Annotated in this window: 16 protein-coding genes and 1 riboswitch; of the genes, 10 read left to right on the plus strand and 6 right to left on the minus strand. The window is 67.8% G+C overall.

Annotated features, from left to right (window positions below; all coding sequences use genetic code 11):
• Window positions 1-96 precede the first annotated feature (96 nt).
• Window positions 97-1,341, minus strand: coding sequence for a trypsin-like serine peptidase (locus KME82_RS24260; protein WP_215496303.1), 1,245 nt, complete (start codon window positions 1,339-1,341; stop codon window positions 97-99).
• Window positions 1,342-1,862: 521 nt separating this feature from the next.
• Between KME82_RS24260 and KME82_RS24265 the strand changes: the two genes are divergently transcribed.
• From KME82_RS24265 to KME82_RS24285, 5 genes are all read left to right on the plus strand, one after another.
• On the plus strand, window positions 1,863-5,360 hold the full coding sequence (locus KME82_RS24265) for a PAS domain-containing hybrid sensor histidine kinase/response regulator (RefSeq protein WP_215496304.1): 3,498 nt from the start codon (window positions 1,863-1,865) through the stop codon (window positions 5,358-5,360).
• A 196-nt stretch (window positions 5,361-5,556) separates the two neighbouring features.
• Window positions 5,557-6,432 (plus strand): DUF2167 domain-containing protein, encoded by an 876-nt coding sequence (locus KME82_RS24270; protein ID WP_215496305.1) that lies wholly within the window; start codon window positions 5,557-5,559, stop codon window positions 6,430-6,432.
• On the plus strand, window positions 6,429-7,139 hold the full coding sequence (locus KME82_RS24275; protein ID WP_215496306.1) for a hypothetical protein: 711 nt from the start codon (window positions 6,429-6,431) through the stop codon (window positions 7,137-7,139). The genes KME82_RS24270 and KME82_RS24275 overlap by 4 nt, the downstream gene beginning before the upstream one ends.
• Complete coding sequence (locus KME82_RS24280) at window positions 7,136-7,453, plus strand: J domain-containing protein (RefSeq protein WP_215496307.1); 318 nt, start codon at window positions 7,136-7,138, stop codon at window positions 7,451-7,453. The genes KME82_RS24275 and KME82_RS24280 overlap by 4 nt, the downstream gene beginning before the upstream one ends.
• 123 nt (window positions 7,454-7,576) lie before the next feature.
• Complete coding sequence (locus KME82_RS24285) at window positions 7,577-8,101, plus strand: hypothetical protein (RefSeq protein WP_215496308.1); 525 nt, start codon at window positions 7,577-7,579, stop codon at window positions 8,099-8,101.
• Window positions 8,102-8,291: 190 nt separating this feature from the next.
• On the opposite strand, the gene KME82_RS24290 is transcribed toward KME82_RS24285, so the two are convergent.
• Entirely contained in the window at window positions 8,292-8,960 is a 669-nt protein-coding gene (locus tag KME82_RS24290; RefSeq protein WP_036107931.1) for a response regulator transcription factor, read from the minus strand.
• 143 nt (window positions 8,961-9,103) lie between these two features.
• On the opposite strand from KME82_RS24290, the gene KME82_RS24295 reads away from it, so the two are divergent.
• The gene (locus KME82_RS24295; protein ID WP_215496309.1) at window positions 9,104-9,469 is read left to right on the plus strand and encodes an endonuclease domain-containing protein; all 366 of its coding nucleotides are present in this window, start codon (window positions 9,104-9,106) and stop codon (window positions 9,467-9,469) included.
• Between the two features lie 254 nt (window positions 9,470-9,723).
• Here the strand turns inward: KME82_RS24295 and acs are convergent, their stop codons facing one another.
• Window positions 9,724-11,676, minus strand: a complete 1,953-nt coding sequence (gene acs / locus KME82_RS24300; RefSeq protein WP_215496310.1) for an acetate--CoA ligase — start codon at window positions 11,674-11,676, stop codon at window positions 9,724-9,726.
• Window positions 11,677-11,988: 312 nt separating this feature from the next.
• Between acs and KME82_RS24305 the strand changes: the two genes are divergently transcribed.
• The 4 genes from KME82_RS24305 (at window position 11,989) to KME82_RS24320 (ending at window position 16,260) form a co-directional block, all read left to right on the plus strand.
• Entirely contained in the window at window positions 11,989-13,185 is a 1,197-nt protein-coding gene (locus KME82_RS24305) for a hypothetical protein (protein ID WP_215496311.1), read from the plus strand.
• 11 nt (window positions 13,186-13,196) lie between these two features.
• Window positions 13,197-13,574, plus strand: a complete 378-nt coding sequence (locus KME82_RS24310; RefSeq protein WP_215496312.1) for a hypothetical protein — start codon at window positions 13,197-13,199, stop codon at window positions 13,572-13,574.
• Between the two features lie 233 nt (window positions 13,575-13,807).
• The gene (locus KME82_RS24315; RefSeq protein WP_215496313.1) at window positions 13,808-15,472 is read left to right on the plus strand and encodes an MFS transporter; all 1,665 of its coding nucleotides are present in this window, start codon (window positions 13,808-13,810) and stop codon (window positions 15,470-15,472) included.
• A 206-nt stretch (window positions 15,473-15,678) separates the two neighbouring features.
• Entirely contained in the window at window positions 15,679-16,260 is a 582-nt protein-coding gene (locus tag KME82_RS24320; protein ID WP_215496314.1) for a uracil-DNA glycosylase family protein, read from the plus strand.
• 106 nt (window positions 16,261-16,366) lie between these two features.
• On the opposite strand, the gene KME82_RS24325 is transcribed toward KME82_RS24320, so the two are convergent.
• From KME82_RS24325 to KME82_RS24335, 3 genes are all read right to left on the minus strand, one after another.
• Window positions 16,367-16,957: a trimeric intracellular cation channel family protein gene (locus KME82_RS24325; RefSeq protein ID WP_215496315.1), complete on the minus strand. Its 591-nt coding sequence runs from the start codon at window positions 16,955-16,957 to the stop codon at window positions 16,367-16,369.
• Window positions 16,958-17,142: 185 nt separating this feature from the next.
• A riboswitch (glycine riboswitch) is annotated at window positions 17,143-17,249 on the minus strand.
• 639 nt (window positions 17,250-17,888) lie between these two features.
• The gene (locus KME82_RS24330) at window positions 17,889-18,632 is read right to left on the minus strand and encodes an ABC transporter ATP-binding protein (protein WP_215496316.1); all 744 of its coding nucleotides are present in this window, start codon (window positions 18,630-18,632) and stop codon (window positions 17,889-17,891) included.
• Window positions 18,629-19,627: a hypothetical protein gene (locus KME82_RS24335; RefSeq protein ID WP_215496317.1), complete on the minus strand. Its 999-nt coding sequence runs from the start codon at window positions 19,625-19,627 to the stop codon at window positions 18,629-18,631. The genes KME82_RS24330 and KME82_RS24335 overlap by 4 nt, the downstream gene beginning before the upstream one ends.
• Between the last annotated feature and the right edge of the window lie 64 nt (window positions 19,628-19,691).

Below are 19,691 nucleotides of genomic sequence, written 5' to 3' on the forward strand. Positions count from 1 at the left end.
CGCGAACGCGGGGATCCAGCGACTTTGCCCTTGCGCCCCAACAACAAGCCCGCCAATCGGCGGGCCTGTCGTCGCAACAAAACACACCAAGCCAACTCAGGGAATCACACCGCCGAAGTAGGTCGACACCTGCGGCCAGATCAGCGAAATCTTCGCGCCCGAATTGAAGCAGCCGCCGAAGTGATGCAGCGCCAGCACCTTGCCGCTGGAACGCGCGAGCACCGGCGAACCCGAGCTGCCGCCCTCGGTGTCGCAGTAGTAGCCCACATCGCTGTTGGCCGCGTTGCCGGTCACGCTCGGCGCATCGACGCGGCATTTGCCGCCGCTGTTCTGGGTGTCGGCGACGCTGAGCTCCTTCATGCGACCACCGGGATGCCCGGCGATGAAGATGCCTTCATTGGCCACCGCCGCGCGCGGATCCAGGCCGAGAAAACCGAAGCTGGAAATGTTGGCGAAGTTCTTCACCGTGAACAGCGTGTAGTCCAGGGTGGTGTCGGTCTTGAGCATCTGGTCGCCCGCGACCTTGGTCACCGTCGCCTGCGCGCCGGTGCAGGTGCTGCGCTGGTAGTTGAACCAGAATTCCGCGCCGGTCACGCCCGCGGCGGTGCTGATGCAATGGTTGTTGGTGAACATGCGGTTGCTCGAACTCACCCGCCATGCGGTGCACAGGCTGCCGCCGCTCATCACCGCGCGCGCGACCGGCTTGGAGCCGTTGAACGCCTGCGTATCGCTGGTCGCATAGCAGGCCGCGGCCTGCTTGTTGTCGGTGCCGCAGATCGACTTGCCGCCGACCGGGGTGCCCAGCAGTCCTTCGTTCTGCAACTGCGGCAGCATGTCCTCCGGATAGCCTTCCAGATAACGCGACACCTTCACCCCATGGCCGGCCCGCCACGGCTCGCGCGCCGTGCCGACCAGGCGCAGCACCGCGACCGGGCCGGAGATCGACATCGCCGAGAAACTGGTCTTGCCGTCCTGGCCGAGATCGGCGGCGACGGTATGCGGATCGAGCTGCTGCGCGCTGTAGCGATAGACCTCGCGGCCGTCGGGACTGGCGACTTCCAAGGTCACGCCCGCGGGCAGTGAGAAATGATCGAAATGCACCTTGATGAAGGACGCATCCGGGGTGCGGATCTCGACCTGCTTGCGGCCGGCGTCGACGCCGGCGCGGCCGACCCGGCCGGGCTGCTCGCCCAGTTGCAGATCGATGCTGCGCTGGTCGGCGATCTTCAACGGCACGGGCGCGCCCGGTTCGGTCTGCGCGACGGCGGTGGCCGGCAGCGCCAGACACAAGGCGCTGGCCAGCAGCGCGGGCATCAACAACTTCGACGGTCCATGGTTCATTCGCTGTTCCCTCCTGGGATCGAGACGGCGCGATCGGCCATCGGACCAACGCGCGCGCGTCCGCGCGCCGCATCTGCGGCGACGACGGGCGTGGCGATGGCTGCGCCGGAGTTTGGGTTGAGGTGATGCGCGCGAGAGCCGAGGGTTCTGCGCGCGCGGCCGACACTGGCAAATGCCCGCCGGGCAAACCGTGACCGCAGTGGGTTCCGCGCCGCGGCGGTGTGGAAGCTTGATCGGCCGCTCAGCGCGATTGTGCGGGGCGTGTGCGAAGTTCAGGCGGGGCGCGGGCCGATGGCGCGGGGCAGCAAACGGCTGCGCGCGGGGCCGTGTGCCCTCATCCGCCCTGCGGGCACCTTCTCCCGCAAGCGGGAGAAGGAAGCGGCGAAGAGCCCCTCTCCCGTTTACGGGAGAGGGGTTGGGGTGAGGGCCGCACCTGCATCGAAAGTCGAATCCCCACCCAAACCCGAGCCAATCGCCGAGGCCGTACACTCCACGCCACTCGTCCTCGCGAATCCGCGCCCTTGATCCCAGGCTGGATCCTGCTGCTGGTATCGGCCGGTTACGTCGGCCTGCTGTTCGCGGTTGCCTACTACGGCGACCAGCGCGAACGCACGCCGCGCGCGCGCTGGCTGCGCACCGCGGTCTATTCGCTGGCACTCGCGGTGTACTGCTCCTCGTGGACCTTCTACGGCGCGGTCGGCACCGCCGCGCGCACCGGGCTGGGCTTCCTGCCGATCTACCTCGGCCCGCTGCTGATGCTGGCCTTCGGCTGGCGCATCCTCGAACGCCTGGTGCTGATCTCCGGCGAACAGCGCATCGTCTCGATCGCCGACTTCCTGTCCTCACGCTACGGCCGCGCGCCGGGCCTGGCCGCGCTGGTCGCGACGGTCGCGCTGACCGCAGCGGTGCCCTACGTCGCGCTGCAGTTCAAGGCCGTGGCGATGAGCGTGGAGGTGCTGGCCGGGGTGCCGTCCGACAGCGGCCTGCTCGCCGACCCGGCGTTCTACGTGGCGATGATGCTGGCGGTGTTCGCGATCCTGTTCGGCACCCGCCGCGTGGATGCGACCGAGCACCACCACGGCATGGTCCTGGCGGTCGCGCTGGAGTCGCTGGTCAAGCTGGTCGCGTTCGTCGCCATCGGCGTGTTCGCGCTGATCCACCTGCCCGGCCTGGGCAGTTACCCCGAACGGGTCGAACAGGCCGCGCGCGTGGTGATGCAACCTGGCCTGCCGGCCGGTTTCATCACCCAGACCCTGCTCGCGTTCACCGCGATCGTGTGCCTGCCGCGCCAGTTCCACGTCGCCGTGGTCGAATGCCAGGACCCCAACGACCTGCGTTCGGCGCGCTGGCTGTTCGGCGGCTATCTGATCCTGATCAGCCTGCTGGTGGTGCCGATCACCCTGACCGGCCAGGCCGTGCTCGGCGGAAGCGGCGTATCGCCGGATACCTACGTGCTCGCGCTGCCGTTGCAGTTCGACCAGCGCGCGCTGGCGTTGATGGTTTACATCGGCGGCTTCTCGGCCGCGACCGGCATGGTCATCGTGTCTTCGGTGGCGCTGTCGACCATGGTCAGCAACGACCTGGTCATGCCGTTGTTGCTGCGCACCGGCGCGCTGCACGAAGGCGCGCCGCACCAGAGCCCCGGCATCGATCGCCAGGTGCTGTGGGTGCGCCGGGTCACCATCGTGCTGCTGGCCTTGATGGCCTACACTTATCACCGCGGTTCGCTCGGCGCGAACGGTCTGGCCCAGCACGGCCTGCTCGCGTTCGCCGCGGTCGCGCAGTTCGCGCCAGCGTTGATCGGCGGCCTGTACTGGCGTGGTGCGAGCCGCGCCGGCGCGTTCACTGGCCTGTTCGCCGGCACCGTGGTGTGGACCTACACCCTGCTGCTGCCGGCGCTCGCGCGCGGCGGCTGGATCGCCGATCACTGGCTCGCGACCGGCCCGCTCGGCATCACTTGGCTGCGGCCGGAGCAATTGTTCGGCCTGGTCGGCTGGGACGCGCTGACCCACGGCACGTTCTGGTCGCTGCTGGTGAACATCGGCGCGTTCCTGTTCGTCTCGGTGCGGCAACGCCCGCGCCTGCAGGACCAACTGCTGGCCGCGCCGTTCCTCGACCCCTACGTGCGCCGTCCCGCGCTCGGCCCCGGCGGCTGGGCCGGCAGCGTGCGCGGCGGCGAACTGCTGGCGCTGGCCGAACGCATCGTCGGCGAGCGCCACGCGCGGCGCGCGTTCGAGGACTACGCGCGCCAGCAAGGCCGCGACTGGCAACCCGAGCAACCGGCCGACCGCGCGCTGGCGCAATTCACCGAACGCCTGCTCGCCGCGGCGATCGGCGCGGCGTCCGCGCGCCTGACCCTGACCAGCGCGCTGCGCGGTTCGGGCATGGAACTGGGCGAAGTGGTCGCGCTGCTCGACGAAGCCAACCAGGAACTGCGTTTCAATCGCCAGGTGCTGTCGACCACGCTGGAAAACATCAGCCAGGGCGTCAGCGTGGTCGATCCGGCGATGCGCCTGGTCGCGTGGAACCGCCGCTATCAGGAACTGTTCGATTACCCCGACGGCATGCTCTACGTCGGCCGCCCGGTCAGCGACCTGATCCGCTGGAACGCCGAGCGCGGCGAAATGGGCCCGGGCCCCTACGACGACTACAGCCTCGACGAAACCCGCATCGACGAAATCGTGCGCCGCCGCCTCGCCCATCTGCGCGCGGGCGCGCCGCACGTGTTCGAGCGCGTGCGCGCGAACGGCCAGGTGATCGAGATGGTCGGGCGGCCGCTGATCGGCGGCGGCTATGTGACCAGCTACAGCGACGTCACCGACTACAAGCGCGCCGAACAGGCGCTGCGCGAAGCCAACGAAAACCTCGAGCAACGCGTCGAACAGCGCACCCAGGAAGCCGAATCGGCGCAGCAGTCCAAGACCCGCTTTCTCGCCGCGGTCAGCCACGACGTGCTGCAGCCGCTCAACGCCGCGCGCCTGTTCACCACCGCGCTGCGCGAAAGCGACGATGTCCACGAGCAACGCCGCCTGGCCGAACGCGTCGACGCTTCGTTGCGCGCGGCCGAGGACCTGCTCGACGGCCTGCTCGATATCTCGCGCCTGGACGCCGGCGCGCTGCGCCCGGAACTCGACGACCTGGACGCCGGCGAACTGCTGCGCGAACTCGCCGCGCAATACGCGCCCAGCGCCGCCGGCCGCGGCCTGCACCTGCGCGTGCGGGTGCCGCCGATGCCGCTGTCGATCCGCAGCGACCGCCGCCTGTTGCGCCGCGCGTTGCAGAACTTCCTCGCCAACGCGCTGCGCTACACCCGCGAAGGCGGCGTGCTGATGGCGGCGCGCGCGCGGCCGCAGTCGCGCCAGATCGAATTGCAGGTGTGGGACACCGGCCCGGGCATCCCCGAGCATCACCTGGAACAGATCTTCGACGAGTTCCGCCGCTTCGACCAACCCGGCAGCGGCGGCGAACGCGGCCTCGGCCTGGGCCTGTCGATCTGCCAGCGCATCTCGCGCACCCTGGATCATCCGCTGCGGGTGCGTTCGCAGATCGGCCGCGGCAGCGTGTTCTCGATCGCGGTGCCGCTCGGCGAGGCGCTGCGCGAGCTGCCGCCGCCGGAAGCCGCCTCGCCGACGCTCGGCGATTCGCTGGCCGGGCTGCGCGTGCTGTGCATCGACAACGATCGCGAAATCCTCGACGGCATGCGCGCCCTGCTCGACCGCTGGGGCGCGACCGCGCTACTGGCGGCGACCGTGGACGATGCGCTGGCGCTGCTCGATCAATCGCCCGACGTGGCCCTGGTCGACTACCACCTGCACGACCGTCTCGACGGCCTGGCGACCATCGACGTGCTGCGCGAACGCATCGGCAGCGCATTACCGGCCGCGCTGTTGACCGGCGACGGCAGCGACGCGCTCAAGCATGCCGCGCGCGAGCACGGTTGCCGGGTGTTGACCAAACCGATCAAGCCGGCCTCGCTGCGGGCGTTTCTGGCGGCGCAGCGGTCGAGCCCGCGTGCCTGATACCCGGCGCCGATGCGGCCGTCCGGGCCGTCGCTCGCCGCGGCGTACGGGATAAAACTTCGTTGCTTCCGTGATGCCCGACACACTAAGCTTGCCGGGCCCGCACCTATCCAAGGACGCGATAGCGGGCCGGGCGTGGGGAACGTCCGCCAGCGTCTCATCACAGACGTCATCGAATCGAACAAGGGGATACCTCATGCGGAAGCGCCTGCTTTCCGTCCTGACCGCGCTCGCGCTGGTCGGCACCCTCGCGCCCGCCGCCGCCCAGGACACCGGCGCGCAGGCGCTGGCCAATCTGGCCTGGCAGGTCGGACCGACCAACGGCAAGATCGCCGACAAGGCCAGCATCCGCGTGCCCGAGGGCTACGCGTTCCTGGATGCCGCGAGCACCCGCAAGCTCAACGAAATCCTGCACAACCCGCCCACCGGCACCGACGAGTACACCCTCGCGCCGAAGGACATGAACTGGTTTTCGTTCTTCCACTACAGCGACATCGGCTACGTGAAGGACGAAGAGTCGCTCGACGCCGACGCGATCCTCGACTCGATCCGCGAAGGCACCGAGGAAGGCAACGAGGAACGCCGCAAGCGCGGCTGGGAAACCATGAAGATCGAGGGCTGGAGCTTCAAGCCCCAGTACGACAAGTCCACCCATAACCTCGAATGGGCGGTGCTCGCCTCCAGCGAAGGTTCGACCGAGAAGTTCGCCAACTACAACACCCGCCTGCTCGGCCGCCACGGCGTCACCGAGGTGATCCTGGTCGCCGACCAGACCGACCTGGACGGCGCGATCGGCCAGTTCAAGCAATTGGTGCCGGGCTATACCTTCAACGACGGCGAGAAGTACAGCGAGTTCAAGCCCGGCGATCACGTCGCCGAGTTCGGCCTGGCCGCGCTGATCACCGGCGGCGCGGCCGCGGTGGCGAGCAAGAAGGGCGTGTTCGCCGCGATCGGCCTGTTCCTGGTCAAGGCGTGGAAGCTGGTGCTGGTCGGCTTCGTCGCGATCGGCACCGCGATCGGCAAGCTGTTCGGCCGCAACAAGGACAAGCCGAAAGACGACGCACAGGAATGAACCCCGCGCCGGTCGAGCTGCTGCTGGTGCTCGGCGTGGTCGGGTTCTACCTGCTCGATGCGCTGATGCTGCTGCACTACGACGAGATCGTCGTGGTGCGGCACGGCGATCGCTGGCGCGCATCGACCGGTTCGGGCACGCAGTGGCGCGGCCGCTACCTGTATCTGCCCGATCCGCTGCGGCCCGCGGCGCCGTTGTGGCGCTGCGGCTGGCTCGGCGATCCGGCGCAATCGCCCGCCGAGCACTGGGCCGGGCTGGATCATTTCGTCCAGGCGCTGCGCGGCTTCGGCGCGGCCTGCCGGTTGCTGTGGCTGTTGCTGCTGGTCGCGCTGCCGCTACTGCTGTGGCGGTTTCCGCATCCGCTGGCGATGCTGGCGCTGGCGGTGTCGATCTACACCACCGTGCTGGCGATGGGCCTGCGCATCTGGCGTTATCGGCGCGTGCTGGAACTTACCGGTCGACAAGCCGTGTCGCTGTCGTTCGAACTGCTGTGCTGCCCGCCGCATGCGCTCAACGTGGTGCGCCGGTTGTGCGCGCGGCGCGGCCTGCACGGCAACGCCATCGACGCGGCGCGGCGTCTGCTGCCCGCGGCCGAGCGAAGCCGACTGGCCGACGCCATCGCCGAGCGCGCCGACATGGCGATCGATTTTCATGGCGACGACGCCCGGCTCGTGGGCGCAAAACAACGACTGGAGCAACTGCGATGACCTCGACCGAAGTGCTGGTGATCGTCGGCGGCGTGGCACTGGGCTATTGGCTGGTCGCGGTGGTGTGGCCGTTGCTGAGCGGCCGCGACCATGCATCGCCGACGTCGGCCGATGGCGAGCAGCCATGGCACGAAGTGCTCGGCGTGCCCACCAACGCCGACCGCGCGACCATCGACGCCGCGCATCAAAGCAAACGCGCCGAATACCTGCCCGAACGCATCGCCCACCTGAGCGCGGACGCGCGCGCGCAGGCGCAGGGTCGCCGCATGCAGATCGACCGCGCGTATGCGCAGGCGATGCGGCAGTTCGGATAGAGGCGTAGGGCAATCCAGATTGAGCCGGCTCGACATGGACGCGATCCGCGGCGCTCCGGCTTCGACCGGCCGCCTATAATCCCTCTCTCCCCGGAAGGAACCGCCATGCGAAAGAACTGGATAGTGCTGCTGGCCCTGGCCGCCACACCGCTGTTGCTCGGCAGCGCGAATCCGCGGCAGATGCCCGTGGAAAAAGTCGCGGAAAAAGACGTAGAGCAGGTCGCCCAGCAGAGGGAAGGAAAAGGCGAAAAGCAGGCCGGCCCCGTCGTCGCCGAAGCGGTCCGCTTCGACGGCGTCTATCAAACCGAACAGTCGGATTATTTTTCCTATCTGCGCCTGTATCCGGACGGCACCGCGATCACCCTGTCCACGCGCGAACCACCGCAGGCATTGAACCATTGGTTCAACCGCAACTGCGTCGGGCTTCCGCGCGGCGCTTACACCGTCGAGTCGGGCCGCATCGAATTCACCGTGCAGGCCAAACGCGGCTCGGTCGAATACGCCGGCAAGCTGGGACACGACCGCATCGATTTTCATGTCCGCTCACTGATGAACGGCAGCGAATCCGATCTTAGCTACCGTTTCGTTCCGATCGACTCGCTGAGCGAAGAACTGTCCGACGCCGTTCCCGACAGTTGCCGTCAGTAAGCAGGCATTGAGGGTATCGACGTCCCACAACCGGCCTTCGTCCGCGTTACGCGTTCACGCATTTTCCTGCCGCACGCATGCGCGGTGCGGCGCCCGCATGCCGCAATCGACGCGGATATGCACGCCGTTTTCGAACACCATCATTGTCGGCGCCTGCATTCGCGAGGGGCACCGTGCGCGACCTGTTGCCTCAGTCGGCCTCTTCGGGCGGCGGCACGATCGCGCCCGGATCGAGCGCCAGGCGGCCGGCGATCAGCACCGCCTGGGTGCGGTTGTTGGCGCCGAGCTTGCGTAGGATCGCGGTGACGTGGGCCTTGACCGTGGCTTCCGACACGCCCAGTTCGTAGCCGATCTGCTTGTTCAACAGGCCCGAGCCGAGCATCTGCAGCACCCGGAACTGCTGCGGGGTGAGGTCGCGCAAGCGCTGCGCGGCGTCGTGTTCCTCGGCGTTGGCGGCGGGCGCGGCGAACGCGGCGGCGGGCGCCCAGCGATCGCCGTCGAGCACGGTGGTCAGGGCCTCGCCCAGGGTCACCGCGTCGGCGGATTTGGGGATGAAACCGACCGCGCCGTGATCGAGCGCGCGGCGCATCGTCGCCGGCTCCTCGCGCGCGGACACCACCACGATCGGCAACTGCGGATGCAGCGCGCGCAGATGCACCAGCGCGCTGAAGCCTTGCGCGCCGGGCATGTTGAGATCGAGCAGCAGCAGGTCGGCGTCGGATTCGGCCTCGACCAGGGCGTACAGCGCATCGACGCTGTCGGCCTCGCGCAGGGCCGCATCCGGCAGCACCCGCGCGACCGCGCCACGCAGGGCTTCGCGGAACAGCGGGTGGTCGTCGGCGATCAGCAGGGTCGGCATGGGGGACCTCGGGTACTGCGTTGCGGCGGGTGTTGCGGCGGCGGACGTCATGCGTGAGCCGGACTTGCTGTCAGGGGAATCTTACGACCAGCAGGGGTGTGGCCCGCTATTGGACGATGGGTGAAGGTGGGTGAAATGTGCGCATGCTGCCGTATGAACCCTGTCTCAGATTGCCCGCTCGGCGTTTGCGTTGTCGGATGAGCGCGGCTGAGCAGCGGCTTTGGTGCTTGTTGCGGGGCAAGCAGGTCTTGGGCGTGCAGGTTTATCGGCAGAAACCGTTACTGGGGTACGTCGCGGACTTTTACGCGCCGGCGGCTCGGCTGGTGATCGAGGTGGATGGATCGCAGCACTTGACCGAGAAGGGTCTGGAGGCGGATGCGCGGCGAACCGCAGCGTTGGAGGCGCTTGGGCTGATGGTCGTGCGGTTCGACAATTTGCAGGTTTTGACAGAAACGACCGCGGTCATGGAGAAGATCTTTCGGGTGGTTTGCGAGCGAGTTCGGCGCTAAGAGCAAATCCCCCCTGCCCCCCTTTTTCAAAGGGGGGAACCCGTCGGGTGGGATTGTTTGAGAGCTGGCGATGACGTGGCTTCGATGTCGGTCGCGTCCCCCAGATCGCCCCCCACTTTTCAAAGGGGGGGAACCCGTCAGGTGGGATTGCTTGAGAGCTGGCGATGACGTGGCTTCGATGTCGGTCGCATCCCCCAGATCGGTTCCCCCCTTTGAAAAAGGGGGGCCAGGGGGGATTTGCTTTTGCTCTTGATCTACTTCCCAAGCCGCTCATTAACCAGACTATCCACCACCGACGGATCGGCCAGCGTGCTCGTATCGCCCAGCTGATCCGGCGCGTTCTCGGCGATCTTGCGCAGGATGCGGCGCATGATCTTGCCCGAGCGGGTCTTCGGCAAACCCGGCGCCCATTGCAGATGGTCGGGCGTGGCGATTGGGCCGATTTCCTTGCGCACCCAGGCGACCAGCTCCTTGCGCAGGTCTTCGCCCGGCGCTTCGCCAGCGATCAGGGTCACGTAGGCGTAGATGCCCTGCCCCTTGAGGTCGTGCGGGAATCCGACCACCGCGGCTTCGGCCACCTTCGGATGCGACACCAACGCACTCTCGACCTCGGCGGTGCCGATGCGATGGCCGCTGACGTTGATCACGTCGTCGACGCGGCCGGTGATCCAGTAATACCCGTCGGCGTCGCGGCGGCAGCCGTCGCCGGTGAAGTACGTCCCCGGGTAAGTGCGGAAATAAGTCTCGATGAAACGCGGATGATCGCCATAGACCGTGCGCATCTGCCCCGGCCAGGAATCCTTCAGCACCAGATTGCCTTCGGCCTCACCGTCGAGCTCGCCGCCGTTGGCGTCGACCAGCGCCGGCTGCACGCCGAAGAACGGCTGGGTCGCCGAGCCGGGCTTGAGGTCGGTCGCGCCGGCGAGCGGCGTGATCAGGATGCCGCCGGTCTCGGTCTGCCACCAGGTGTCGACGATCGGGCAACGCGAATCGCCCACGACATCAAAGTACCAGCGCCAGGCTTCGGGATTGATCGGCTCGCCGACCGTGCCGAGCAGGCGCAGCGAGGAACGCGAGGTCTTCTTGACCGGTTCGTCGCCGTCGCGCATCAGCGCGCGGATCGCGGTCGGCGCGGTGTAGAAGATCGTGACCTGGTGCTTGTCGATCACGTTCCAGAACCGCGACACGTCCGGGTAGTTCGGCACGCCTTCGAACACCAGCGCAGTCGCGCCGTTGGCGAGCGGGCCGTAGACGATGTAGCTGTGGCCGGTGACCCAGCCGACATCGGCGGTGCACCAGTAGACATCGTCCTCGCGCAGGTCGAACACCGCTTCGTGGGTGAACGCGGCATAGGTCAGATAGCCGCCGGTGGTGTGCAGCACGCCCTTGGGCTTGCCGGTGCTGCCGGAGGTGTAGAGGATGAACAGCGGGTCTTCCGCGTTCATGCGCTCGGGTTCGCAGGTGTCGGGCTGGCCTTCGATCACCGCGTCGTACCAGCGGTCGCGCGGCATCTGCATGTCGACCGCGGCGCCGGTGTGGCGCACCACCAGCACGGTTTCGACCGAATTGGTGCCCGGCAGTTTCAGCGCCGCATCGACGTTGGCCTTGAGCGGAACCTTCTTGCCGCCGCGCAGGCCTTCGTCGGCGGTGATGACCAGCTTGCTGGTGCAGTCGGCGATGCGGTCGGCGATCGAGTTCGGCGCGAAACCGCCGAACACCACCGAGTGGATCGCGCCGACGCGCGCGCACGCCAGCATCGCGACCACCGCTTCGGGAATCATCGGCAGGTAGATGGTGATGCGGTCGCCTTTCTTGACCCCGAGGTTGCGCAGCGCGTTGGCCAGACGGCATACGCGCGCGTGCAGCTCGCGGTAGCTGATGGGCTCGGCCGGCAGGTTCGGATCGTCGTGTTCGAACAACAGCGCGGTCTTGTCGCCGCGCGTGGCCAGATGCCGGTCCAGGCAGTTGACGCTGGCGTTGAGCTCGCCGTCTTCGTACCACTTGATGCGGAAATCGCGCAGGTCGTAGCTGACGTTCTTGATCTTGGTCGGCGCCTTGAACCACTCCAGCCGCTGCGCGATGCGGCCCCAGAACGCGTCGGGATCGCTGATGGATTCGGCGTACAGGCGTTGGTAGTCCTCGCGCCGGTAACGCGACCGGGCGGCGAAATCCTCGTCGATGGGATAGACGCTGGCGGGGTGACTCATTGCGGGCTCCTGCGTAGGGCGGGATTCGGGATTGGAGATTCGGGATTCGGATGCCGGCCACGATGATGTCGTGGCGAATCTCGAGCCCTCAATCTCGGCACCCAAGTGTGCCGCAATGCAGCAAGCGCTGCTGAGGTGGGGGCCTTTAGACCTTGGTCTAAAGGCCGGGAATCGGGAATGGAGAATCGGGAATCGGTAGAGCGGCTCTGCCTGCTTTTGATTTCCTATTCCCCATTCCCGATTCCCGATTCCCACCCCTAGACCTTGGTCGTAAACCCCGCATACAGGTGCGCTTTTTACGACCAATGGCGAATGGTGACCCACTCGGGGCGCGCGCAGGCTGGCCGCGGCCGCACCGTTCGGGCGGCATTCTTCGGGAGGGGAATCATGACTGTCACTCGCGTGATGACACGCAACGCCGCGCCGCGCGCAACGATCCGACGGCGGCCGCTGGCCGCGGCCTTGCTGGTCGCGCTGGCCCTGCCCGGGCTGGCCTTCGCCCAGACCGCGAAGGAAAAGGAACTCGAAGCGCGCGTCGCCGACCTGGAACGCATGGTCCAGCAACTGGTGTCGCAACAGCAGCAGGTGCAGACCCAGGTCACCGAGGTCAAGGCCGCGCAAGCCAGCGCGCCGGTCGCCGCGGTCGCCGCGCCGGGCAAGCCGAGCCTGCAGACCGCGCCGATCAACCCCGGCGCGAATCCCGGCACGCGTTTCAGCTACGGCGGCTTCATCAAGCTCGACGCCTCGGTCACCTCGACCAACGACGGCGACATCGCCGACGGTTCGGTCGGTCGCCTGTTCTACGTGCCCAAGGCGATTCCGGTCGGCGGCGGCGGCAATCGCGAAGGCAGCGCCGACACCGACATGGGCGCGAACTTCTCGCGCTTCTGGCGCCACCGCGCCGACGACCGGGCCCGGCTCGCGCGGCGGCGCACCACCGCGTTCACCGGCACGGCACCAACGGCGACCTCGCACCAGGCCTACGTGAGCTGGACAGTCAGTGGCGCTCCGACGCTCGACGCGGCCACAACGAGCGACACGCCGACGGCCGGTCGCCCCTACGTGCCCAAGCACCGGTGGCGGCGGCGGCAACGCGCAGCGCCGACACCGACGGGCGCGGTCGTTCTCGACCGACACCGACCGGGACAGCGGCGACAAGCCGGGCTACTCGCGACCGGCGGCGCACACCGCGTTCACCGGCAACGAGATCGCACCACACGGCGACCGCGCCAGGCCCGTAGCGGCTGGCGCCGGTCAGACCTGGCGTTCAGACCGCGCGCTGCCGGACACGGCGACTGGCACCAAGGCACGGTGTTCGTGCGGCAAGCGCAGTTGCGAACCAGGGCCGGCCGTTCTCGATCACCGGAGACGGTGCACGCCGTTCGCGGCAACATGCCCGGCGCCGGCGCGACCGCGGCACGTCACCGCGCGCTACAGCGGCATCTGGGCCAGTCGGCGCACTGGCGCGTCAGCTCAAGTCGACCGGCGATCTCCGACGCAACCGTCTGAGCTTTCGGGCAGTGGAACCTCGGCAAGACGACCTGCGTTACTCACCGCGCAGCATCGGCGACATCGGCTGGCGAACCGACGCGGTGCTCGACGCGAACGGCGATCTGGAAAACATCGACGTCGTCTCCGGCTTCGTCGGCTGGCGGCACGTGTTCACCCCGAAGCTGCGCGGCAACCTGTTCTATTCGCGCGCGCAGTACGACCAAGACACCGCGCTGACCGGCACCGGCATCACCCACTCGGCGCAATCGGCGCACATCAACCTGATCTACACCCCGATTCCGAAGCTCGATGTGGGCGCGGAATACATCTGGGGCCAGCGCGAGATCGAAAGCGGCGACAAGGGCGAGATCAATCGTCTGCAGACGCATGTGAAGTACAGCTTCTGAATGCGCAACTCGGGCCGCGACGCCTCTACCTACCGTCATTCCCGCGAAGGCGGGAATCCAGGGCTTCACCCAGGCATGACTCTGAAGTCTCTGGATTCCCGCCTTCGCGGGAATGACGGTCGGAGGGATTCGAGACTCGTGATCAAACACTTTTTCTAGCAAACACAGTTTCTGACACAGAAAAACCCCGGCGGGCCCCGGCCCGCTCCTTCTCACTGTTCGGGGGAACAGACATGTCCAGCACCGCCGCAAACGCGCCGCCGTCCACCGCGCCGCTGACCAAGGGTCATAAGAAAGTCATTTTCGCCTCAAGCCTCGGCACCGTGTTCGAGTGGTACGACTTCTATCTGTACGGCTCGCTCGCGGTCATCATCGGCAAGCAGTTCTTCGGCGGCCTCAACGAGACCAGCCAGTTCATCTTCGCCCTGCTCGCGTTCGCCGCCGGCTTCGCGGTGCGTCCGTTCGGCGCGCTGGTGTTCGGCCGACTCGGCGACATGATCGGACGCAAGTACACCTTCCTGATCACCATCGTGCTGATGGGCCTGTCGACCTTCCTGGTCGGCATCCTGCCCAGCTACGAGACCATGGGCATCACCGCGCCGGTGATCCTGATCGTGTTGCGGTTGCTGCAGGGCCTCGCGCTCGGCGGCGAGTACGGCGGCGCGGCCACTTATGTCGCCGAGCACGCGCCCAACGGCAAGCGCGGCCTGTACACCAGCTTCATCCAGACCACCGCGACCATCGGCCTGTTCCTGTCGCTGCTGGTGATCTGGGCCTGCCGCAACTGGCTGGGCAAGGACGATTTCGAAGCCTGGGGCTGGCGCATCCCGTTCTGGTTCTCGGTGATCCTGCTAGGCGTGTCGGTGTGGATCCGCATGCAGCTGGCCGAATCGCCGCTGTTCCAGCAGATGAAGGCCGAAGGCAAGACCTCCAAGGCGCCGATCACCGAGAGCTTCTTCTCCAGGAACGGCAAGATCGCGTTGCTCGCGCTGCTCGGCGCGACCGCGGGCCAGGCGGTGGTGTGGTACGGCGGCCAGTTCTACTCGCTGTTCTTCCTGACCAAGACCCTCGGCATGGACCCGAACCAGGCCGACATCCTGATCGCCATCGCGCTCGCGCTGGCCACCGGCGGATTCATCCTGTTCGGCTGGCTGTCGGACAAGATCGGCCGCAAGAAGATCGTGCTGGCCGGTTGCCTGATCGCGGTGTTCACCTACTTCCCGGTGTTCAAGGCGCTCACCCACAACGTCAACCCGGCGCTGGAAGCCGCGGTCGCCGCCTCGCCGGTCACCGTCACCGCCGATCCGGAGCGTTGCGCGTTCCAGTTCGATCCGGTCGGCAAGGCCGCGTTCAAGCAATCGTGCGACGTGATCAAGTCGGCGCTGGCCAAGAAGGGCATCCCCTACGTCAACGCGGCCGGTCCGGCCGGCAGTCTGGCCACGGTGAGCATCGGCGGGGCGAGCTTGAACAGCTTCGAAGGCGAAGCGCTCGACAGCGCGACGTTCAAGGCGCAGTCCGAAGCGTTCGGCAAACAGCTCAGCGCGGCGTTGACCACCGCCGGCTACCCGGCCAAGGCCGACCCGGCGCAGATCAACAAGCCGATGGTGATCGCGCTGCTGACCTTCCTGGTGCTGTTGGTGACCATGGTCTACGGCCCGATCGCCGCCTGGCTGGTCGAGCTGTTCCCGACCCGCATCCGCTACACCTCGATGTCGCTGCCGTACCACATCGGCAACGGCTGGTTCGGCGGCTTCCTGCCGTTCACCGCCTTCGCCATCGTCGCCGCCACCGGCGATATCTACAGCGGCCTGTGGTATCCGATCATCGTCGCGGCGATGACCGTGGTGATCGGCGCGCTGTTCCTGCCGGAAACCAAGGATCGCGACATCACCCTGTGATCGCGTGAAACTTGCAGCACGCACGAAAGCAACAACGCCGGCGAAAGCCGGCGTTGTTGTTTGCGCATCGCGGCGATGCCGAACGTCGCGCCCGACGGCATCGCAACTGCGACGCCGGTCGCAGCCGAATCGCGTGCCGGGCGGCCGGTCGCGCGACATGAACGCCGCGCATCGACGCCGGCCCCGGCAAGCCCTAGCATCGCGGCATGTCCTCCCTGCCGACCCTGCTGGACGAAGTGCGCGCCTGCACCCGCTGCGAAGCGCACCTGCCGCACGGGCCGCGGCCGGTGGTGCAGGTGGGCGCGAGCGCGCGGATCCTGATCGCCGGGCAGGCCCCGGGACGCAAGGTCCACGAAAGCGGCATCCCGTTCGACGATGCCAGCGGCGAGCGTCTGCGCGCGTGGCTGGGGCTGTCGCGCGAATTGTTCTACGACGCCGACCGGGTCGCGATCCTGCCGATGGGGTTCTGCTTTCCCGGCACCGGCCGCGCCGGCGATCTGCCGCCGCGGCCGGAATGCGCGCCGACCTGGCGCGCGCGCCTGATGTCGCGCTTGAATCATCTGCAACTGACCCTGGCCGTGGGCCAGTACGCGCAGGCGTATCACCTGCCCGACGCGGGCGCGTCGCTGACCCAGGCCGTGCAGGCATGGCGCGACACCTGGCCCACCGTGGTCGCGCTGCCGCATCCGAGCCCGCGCAACAATCTGTGGCTCAAGCGCAATGCGTGGTTCGAACGCGAGCTGGTGCCGCTGCTGCGCGAGCGGGTCGCGCAGGTGCTTGCGGATTGATCGCGCCGGCTTGAATCAGACCCGGTTCAAGCACAAGCGCGCGGATCGAGCCTGTCGTCTTCGCACCGTTCGAACCCGGCGCTCGGCGCGATCATTGATACACGAACTACGGCATCTCCCACTCGTAGCGGATCGCCAGCAGGCGCAGCGCGAAACCGCCGCCCAGGCACAACAGCACGCCGACGTTCTCGGCCACGCCCACGCGCAACAACAGCAGATAGGCCACGCCGGTCAGCAGCGAGATCACCGCGTACAGCTCGCGCTGGAACACCAGCGGAATCTCGTTGCACAGCACGTCGCGCAGCACGCCGCCGAAGGCGCCGGTCAGCATGCCGGCGATCACCACGATCGCGGGTTGATGACCGGCTTCGCGCGCCACCGCGCAGCCGATCAGGGTGAACGCGATCAGGCCGAGCGCGTCCAGCCACAGGAAGGTGCGGCGCAGGTAATGCAGTTTCTTGGCCAGGAACGTGGCCGCGATCGCCGCGCCGATGGTGTAGGCCAGGTATTCGGGATGGCGCACCCAGCCCAGCGGATAGTGACCGAGCACGATGTCGCGCAGCGAGCCGCCGCCGAGCGCGGTGACGCAGGCGATGATGACCACGCCGAACAGGTCCATGCGCCGGCGCCCGGCGGACAGCGCGCCGGTCATGGCTTCGGCGCTGATGGCGATGAGGTAGATGATCTGCAACAACATGGCGGTGCTCCGTCGGACGATACGGGAGAACCGCGGCCATGCGACGCATACCCACGCGCGATGCGGTGCCCGCATGCGGCCGGCGACCGGCAGCGCGCGAAGCGACGACGCGCAGCAGCAGGCCGCGCATCGTGCATGCACTCATGAGTTTGCGCGGCATCGTCGAACGACGAAGGCCACGGCGCCGCTCCCGCTGTCCTTTTACCTGAGAGTTTGGGCGGCCCGGCGCGGCGCGTCGGACCGCTTGCCCCTTCGGTGGGCCGCGTGGCGACCTCTCTCCAGATCGGCGTTGGTGTCCGCAGTGCTCCGGCCGAACGGCCGAGCCTGAGCGATTATGGGAGCCTGCGCCTTCGGCGGGCATCGACCGCGAGGCCGGCGCCACTCTTCTGCGAACGGGGCGGATGGTAGCAGGTGACGGTGCGTGAAAGGTTTTCGGACCTGGTCGCCTTGCCGCTCGCGGTGAGCTTTCGGGCATGGATATGCGGGAGCTGTGTGGCGTAGCGCCTGATGAAAGAGTCGCAGCTGTTGCCTTGCTGTTGCCATGCGGTTGCTGTTGGCGGGCGCGAGTTTCGATCGCGACATCGCAACTGCGACGCGACCTGTAACTCCGCGGTCGCGGCTCGCGCCGCTCCTACAGTCGGACCTCCGACAACCAATCGAACCACCAACAATGTCGCGGCTCGTCATCCCATCACTCCGTTACCTCGTCACTCACCTCCATTACTTGTCACCTGACGGCTGACGATCGACAACCAACAACGCGAGCGGGCCATCCCCCTGTAGGAGCGGCGCAAGCCGCGACCGCGACACCGCACAAACCGCGCACCCCAACCGGCCTGCATACGGCGCAAACCGACTTCGACGCCGCATATGCGCCGCAACCTGAAAACCCTCGATCGCGGCTCACGCCGCTCCTGCAATCGGACCTCGATCAGCACGGCGGCGCGGGATCGGCCAGCGCCTCGACCATCGACTGCTCCAGCGACCGCGCCGGATCGGCGCGGATTGCATCGAGCTCATCGCTCGCCCACTCGCGGCGTAGACGGCCGTCCATCAACAGCACCGCGCGATTGATGAAACGCTCGGCGACATCCAGCGAATGGGTCGCCAGCAACACCGCGGTGCCGCGTTCGGCGGCGAGCCGTTGCAGGTGATGCTTGAGCGCATACGCGCTCAGCGGATCGAGCCCGTTGAGCGGTTCGTCCAGCACCAGCAACGGCGGTTCGCCGAGCAAGCCCAGCAAGATCGCGAGTTTCTGCCGCGTGCCCAGCGAGTACTGGCCGATGCGGCGGTCGAGCATCGCGGTGCAGCCCAGGGTTTCGGCCAGGGCCAGGGTGGCGGCGGGAATCTCGCCGACGCCGCGCGCGCCGGCGAACAGCCGCAGGCATTCGCGTCCGCTCAGCAAGGGCGGCAGTTGCGCCGGATCGACCGCGAAGCCCAACTGCCGACGCGCGGCCAGGGGCTCGCGCACGATGTCGTGACCGCCGATCAGTACGCGGCCGGCGCTAGGCCGCTGAATGCCGGCCAGGCAATGCAGCAAGGTGGTCTTGCCCGAACCGTTCGGTCCGATCAGGGCGACGAATTCGCCGCCGCGCAGGTGCAGGTCGATGCCGTGCAGTACGGCGTGTTCGTCGTAGCGGTGCTGCAACGCATCGAGTTCGAGCATGAAGTTCATCGCGGCGACACCGGCCGATGGACGCGGCGCAAGCCCGACAACGCCGGCAACGACAGCACCAGCACGATCGCCAGCAACACCGGCGCGGCGCGCCAGTTCAACGACAGCAGCGCGCCGCCGATCAGCATCAGCGTTGCCGCGCAGACGAAGGCGAAGGCGGGATAGCGCCACGCCGCTCGCACGAAGGCCCGCGGCGCGCGCGGCGTGCTGGCGAGCAAGCGGTCGGCGGCGACGGTCGCGGCGACGCAGCCGCGCACCACCAGGCTGAACCAGGCGATCGCGACGGCGATCAGCAGCACGCCCAGGCCGGCGGCGATCGCGGTCGAACTCGGCAGCGCCGCCAACACCGCGCCGACCATCCAGGCATGCCCGCCGCGGCGCCAGCGCAGCAAGGCGTCGCGGCGTTGCCAGTCGCTCAGATGCGGCAGGCGCGCGTCGTCGAGCCAGCGCAGGCCGAACAGCGGCAGGCGCGCACCTTCGCGCAGGCGATGACGCGGATAGCGGCGATGGCGAAGCGCCGAGATCAAACCGAACGACGCGCCGATGCCGAGCCCGCCGGCGACGATCCAACACGCGCTGCGAACCTGCACCGGCTCGCCACCGAACGCGATCAGCATCACCGCGCTGATGAGCATCGCCAGCAAGGTCGCCGCGAACGCGAGCACGATCAAGGTGCGGGTCGTGGCGGCCGGAGCGATCGGCGCGGCCGCCCACCAGCCGTGCCGCAGCCGCTCATCCAGCGCGATCAAGCGGCCGCGTGCGAGCGCATAGGCCAGGGCGAGCGCGAGCAGCGCGAACGGCAACGGCAGCTGCGCGATCAGGCGCGGCACCGCGGCCGGCAGCATCGCCGCTTCGCTGCCGGACAGGCGCAGGCCGAGCGGCAGCAGGATCGACGAGGCCAGCAACGCGATCGCGCCGCGATTGCGCCGCCAACCGCCGCCGCGCGCGGCGGCGATGCGGGCCTGACTGAGCCAGGGATGCAAAAGAGCGGGCATGCGCGCTCCGGAAGGGATGGAATCGGCGATCCGTCGAGTGCGTCAGTATCGTTGGTTTTCAGGA

Origin of the sequence: Lysobacter capsici, from assembly GCF_018732085.1 — a bacterium.
Classification (GTDB): Bacteria; Pseudomonadota; Gammaproteobacteria; order Xanthomonadales; family Xanthomonadaceae; genus Lysobacter; species Lysobacter capsici_A.

What these genes read in the sequence shown, in the direction of transcription:
- KME82_RS24280 (WP_215496307.1), top strand. Translation starts at nt 7,136, where the DNA reads ATGACCTCGACCGAAGTGCTGGTGATCGTCGGCGGCGTGGCACTGGGC.
- KME82_RS24290 (WP_036107931.1), bottom strand. Translation starts at nt 8,960, where the DNA reads ATGCCGACCCTGCTGATCGCCGACGACCACCCGCTGTTCCGCGAAGCC.
- KME82_RS24325 (WP_215496315.1), bottom strand. Translation starts at nt 16,957, where the DNA reads ATGTTGTTGCAGATCATCTACCTCATCGCCATCAGCGCCGAAGCCATG.
- acs (WP_215496310.1), bottom strand. Translation starts at nt 11,676, where the DNA reads ATGAGTCACCCCGCCAGCGTCTATCCCATCGACGAGGATTTCGCCGCC.
- KME82_RS24315 (WP_215496313.1), top strand. Translation starts at nt 13,808, where the DNA reads ATGTCCAGCACCGCCGCAAACGCGCCGCCGTCCACCGCGCCGCTGACC.
- KME82_RS24305 (WP_215496311.1), top strand. Translation starts at nt 11,989, where the DNA reads ATGGTGACCCACTCGGGGCGCGCGCAGGCTGGCCGCGGCCGCACCGTT.
- KME82_RS24260 (WP_215496303.1), bottom strand. Translation starts at nt 1,341, where the DNA reads ATGAACCATGGACCGTCGAAGTTGTTGATGCCCGCGCTGCTGGCCAGC.
- KME82_RS24335 (WP_215496317.1), bottom strand. Translation starts at nt 19,627, where the DNA reads ATGCCCGCTCTTTTGCATCCCTGGCTCAGTCAGGCCCGCATCGCCGCC.
- KME82_RS24275 (WP_215496306.1), top strand. Translation starts at nt 6,429, where the DNA reads ATGAACCCCGCGCCGGTCGAGCTGCTGCTGGTGCTCGGCGTGGTCGGG.
- KME82_RS24270 (WP_215496305.1), top strand. Translation starts at nt 5,557, where the DNA reads ATGCGGAAGCGCCTGCTTTCCGTCCTGACCGCGCTCGCGCTGGTCGGC.
- KME82_RS24320 (WP_215496314.1), top strand. Translation starts at nt 15,679, where the DNA reads ATGTCCTCCCTGCCGACCCTGCTGGACGAAGTGCGCGCCTGCACCCGC.
- KME82_RS24295 (WP_215496309.1), top strand. Translation starts at nt 9,104, where the DNA reads ATGCTGCCGTATGAACCCTGTCTCAGATTGCCCGCTCGGCGTTTGCGT.
- KME82_RS24330 (WP_215496316.1), bottom strand. Translation starts at nt 18,632, where the DNA reads ATGAACTTCATGCTCGAACTCGATGCGTTGCAGCACCGCTACGACGAA.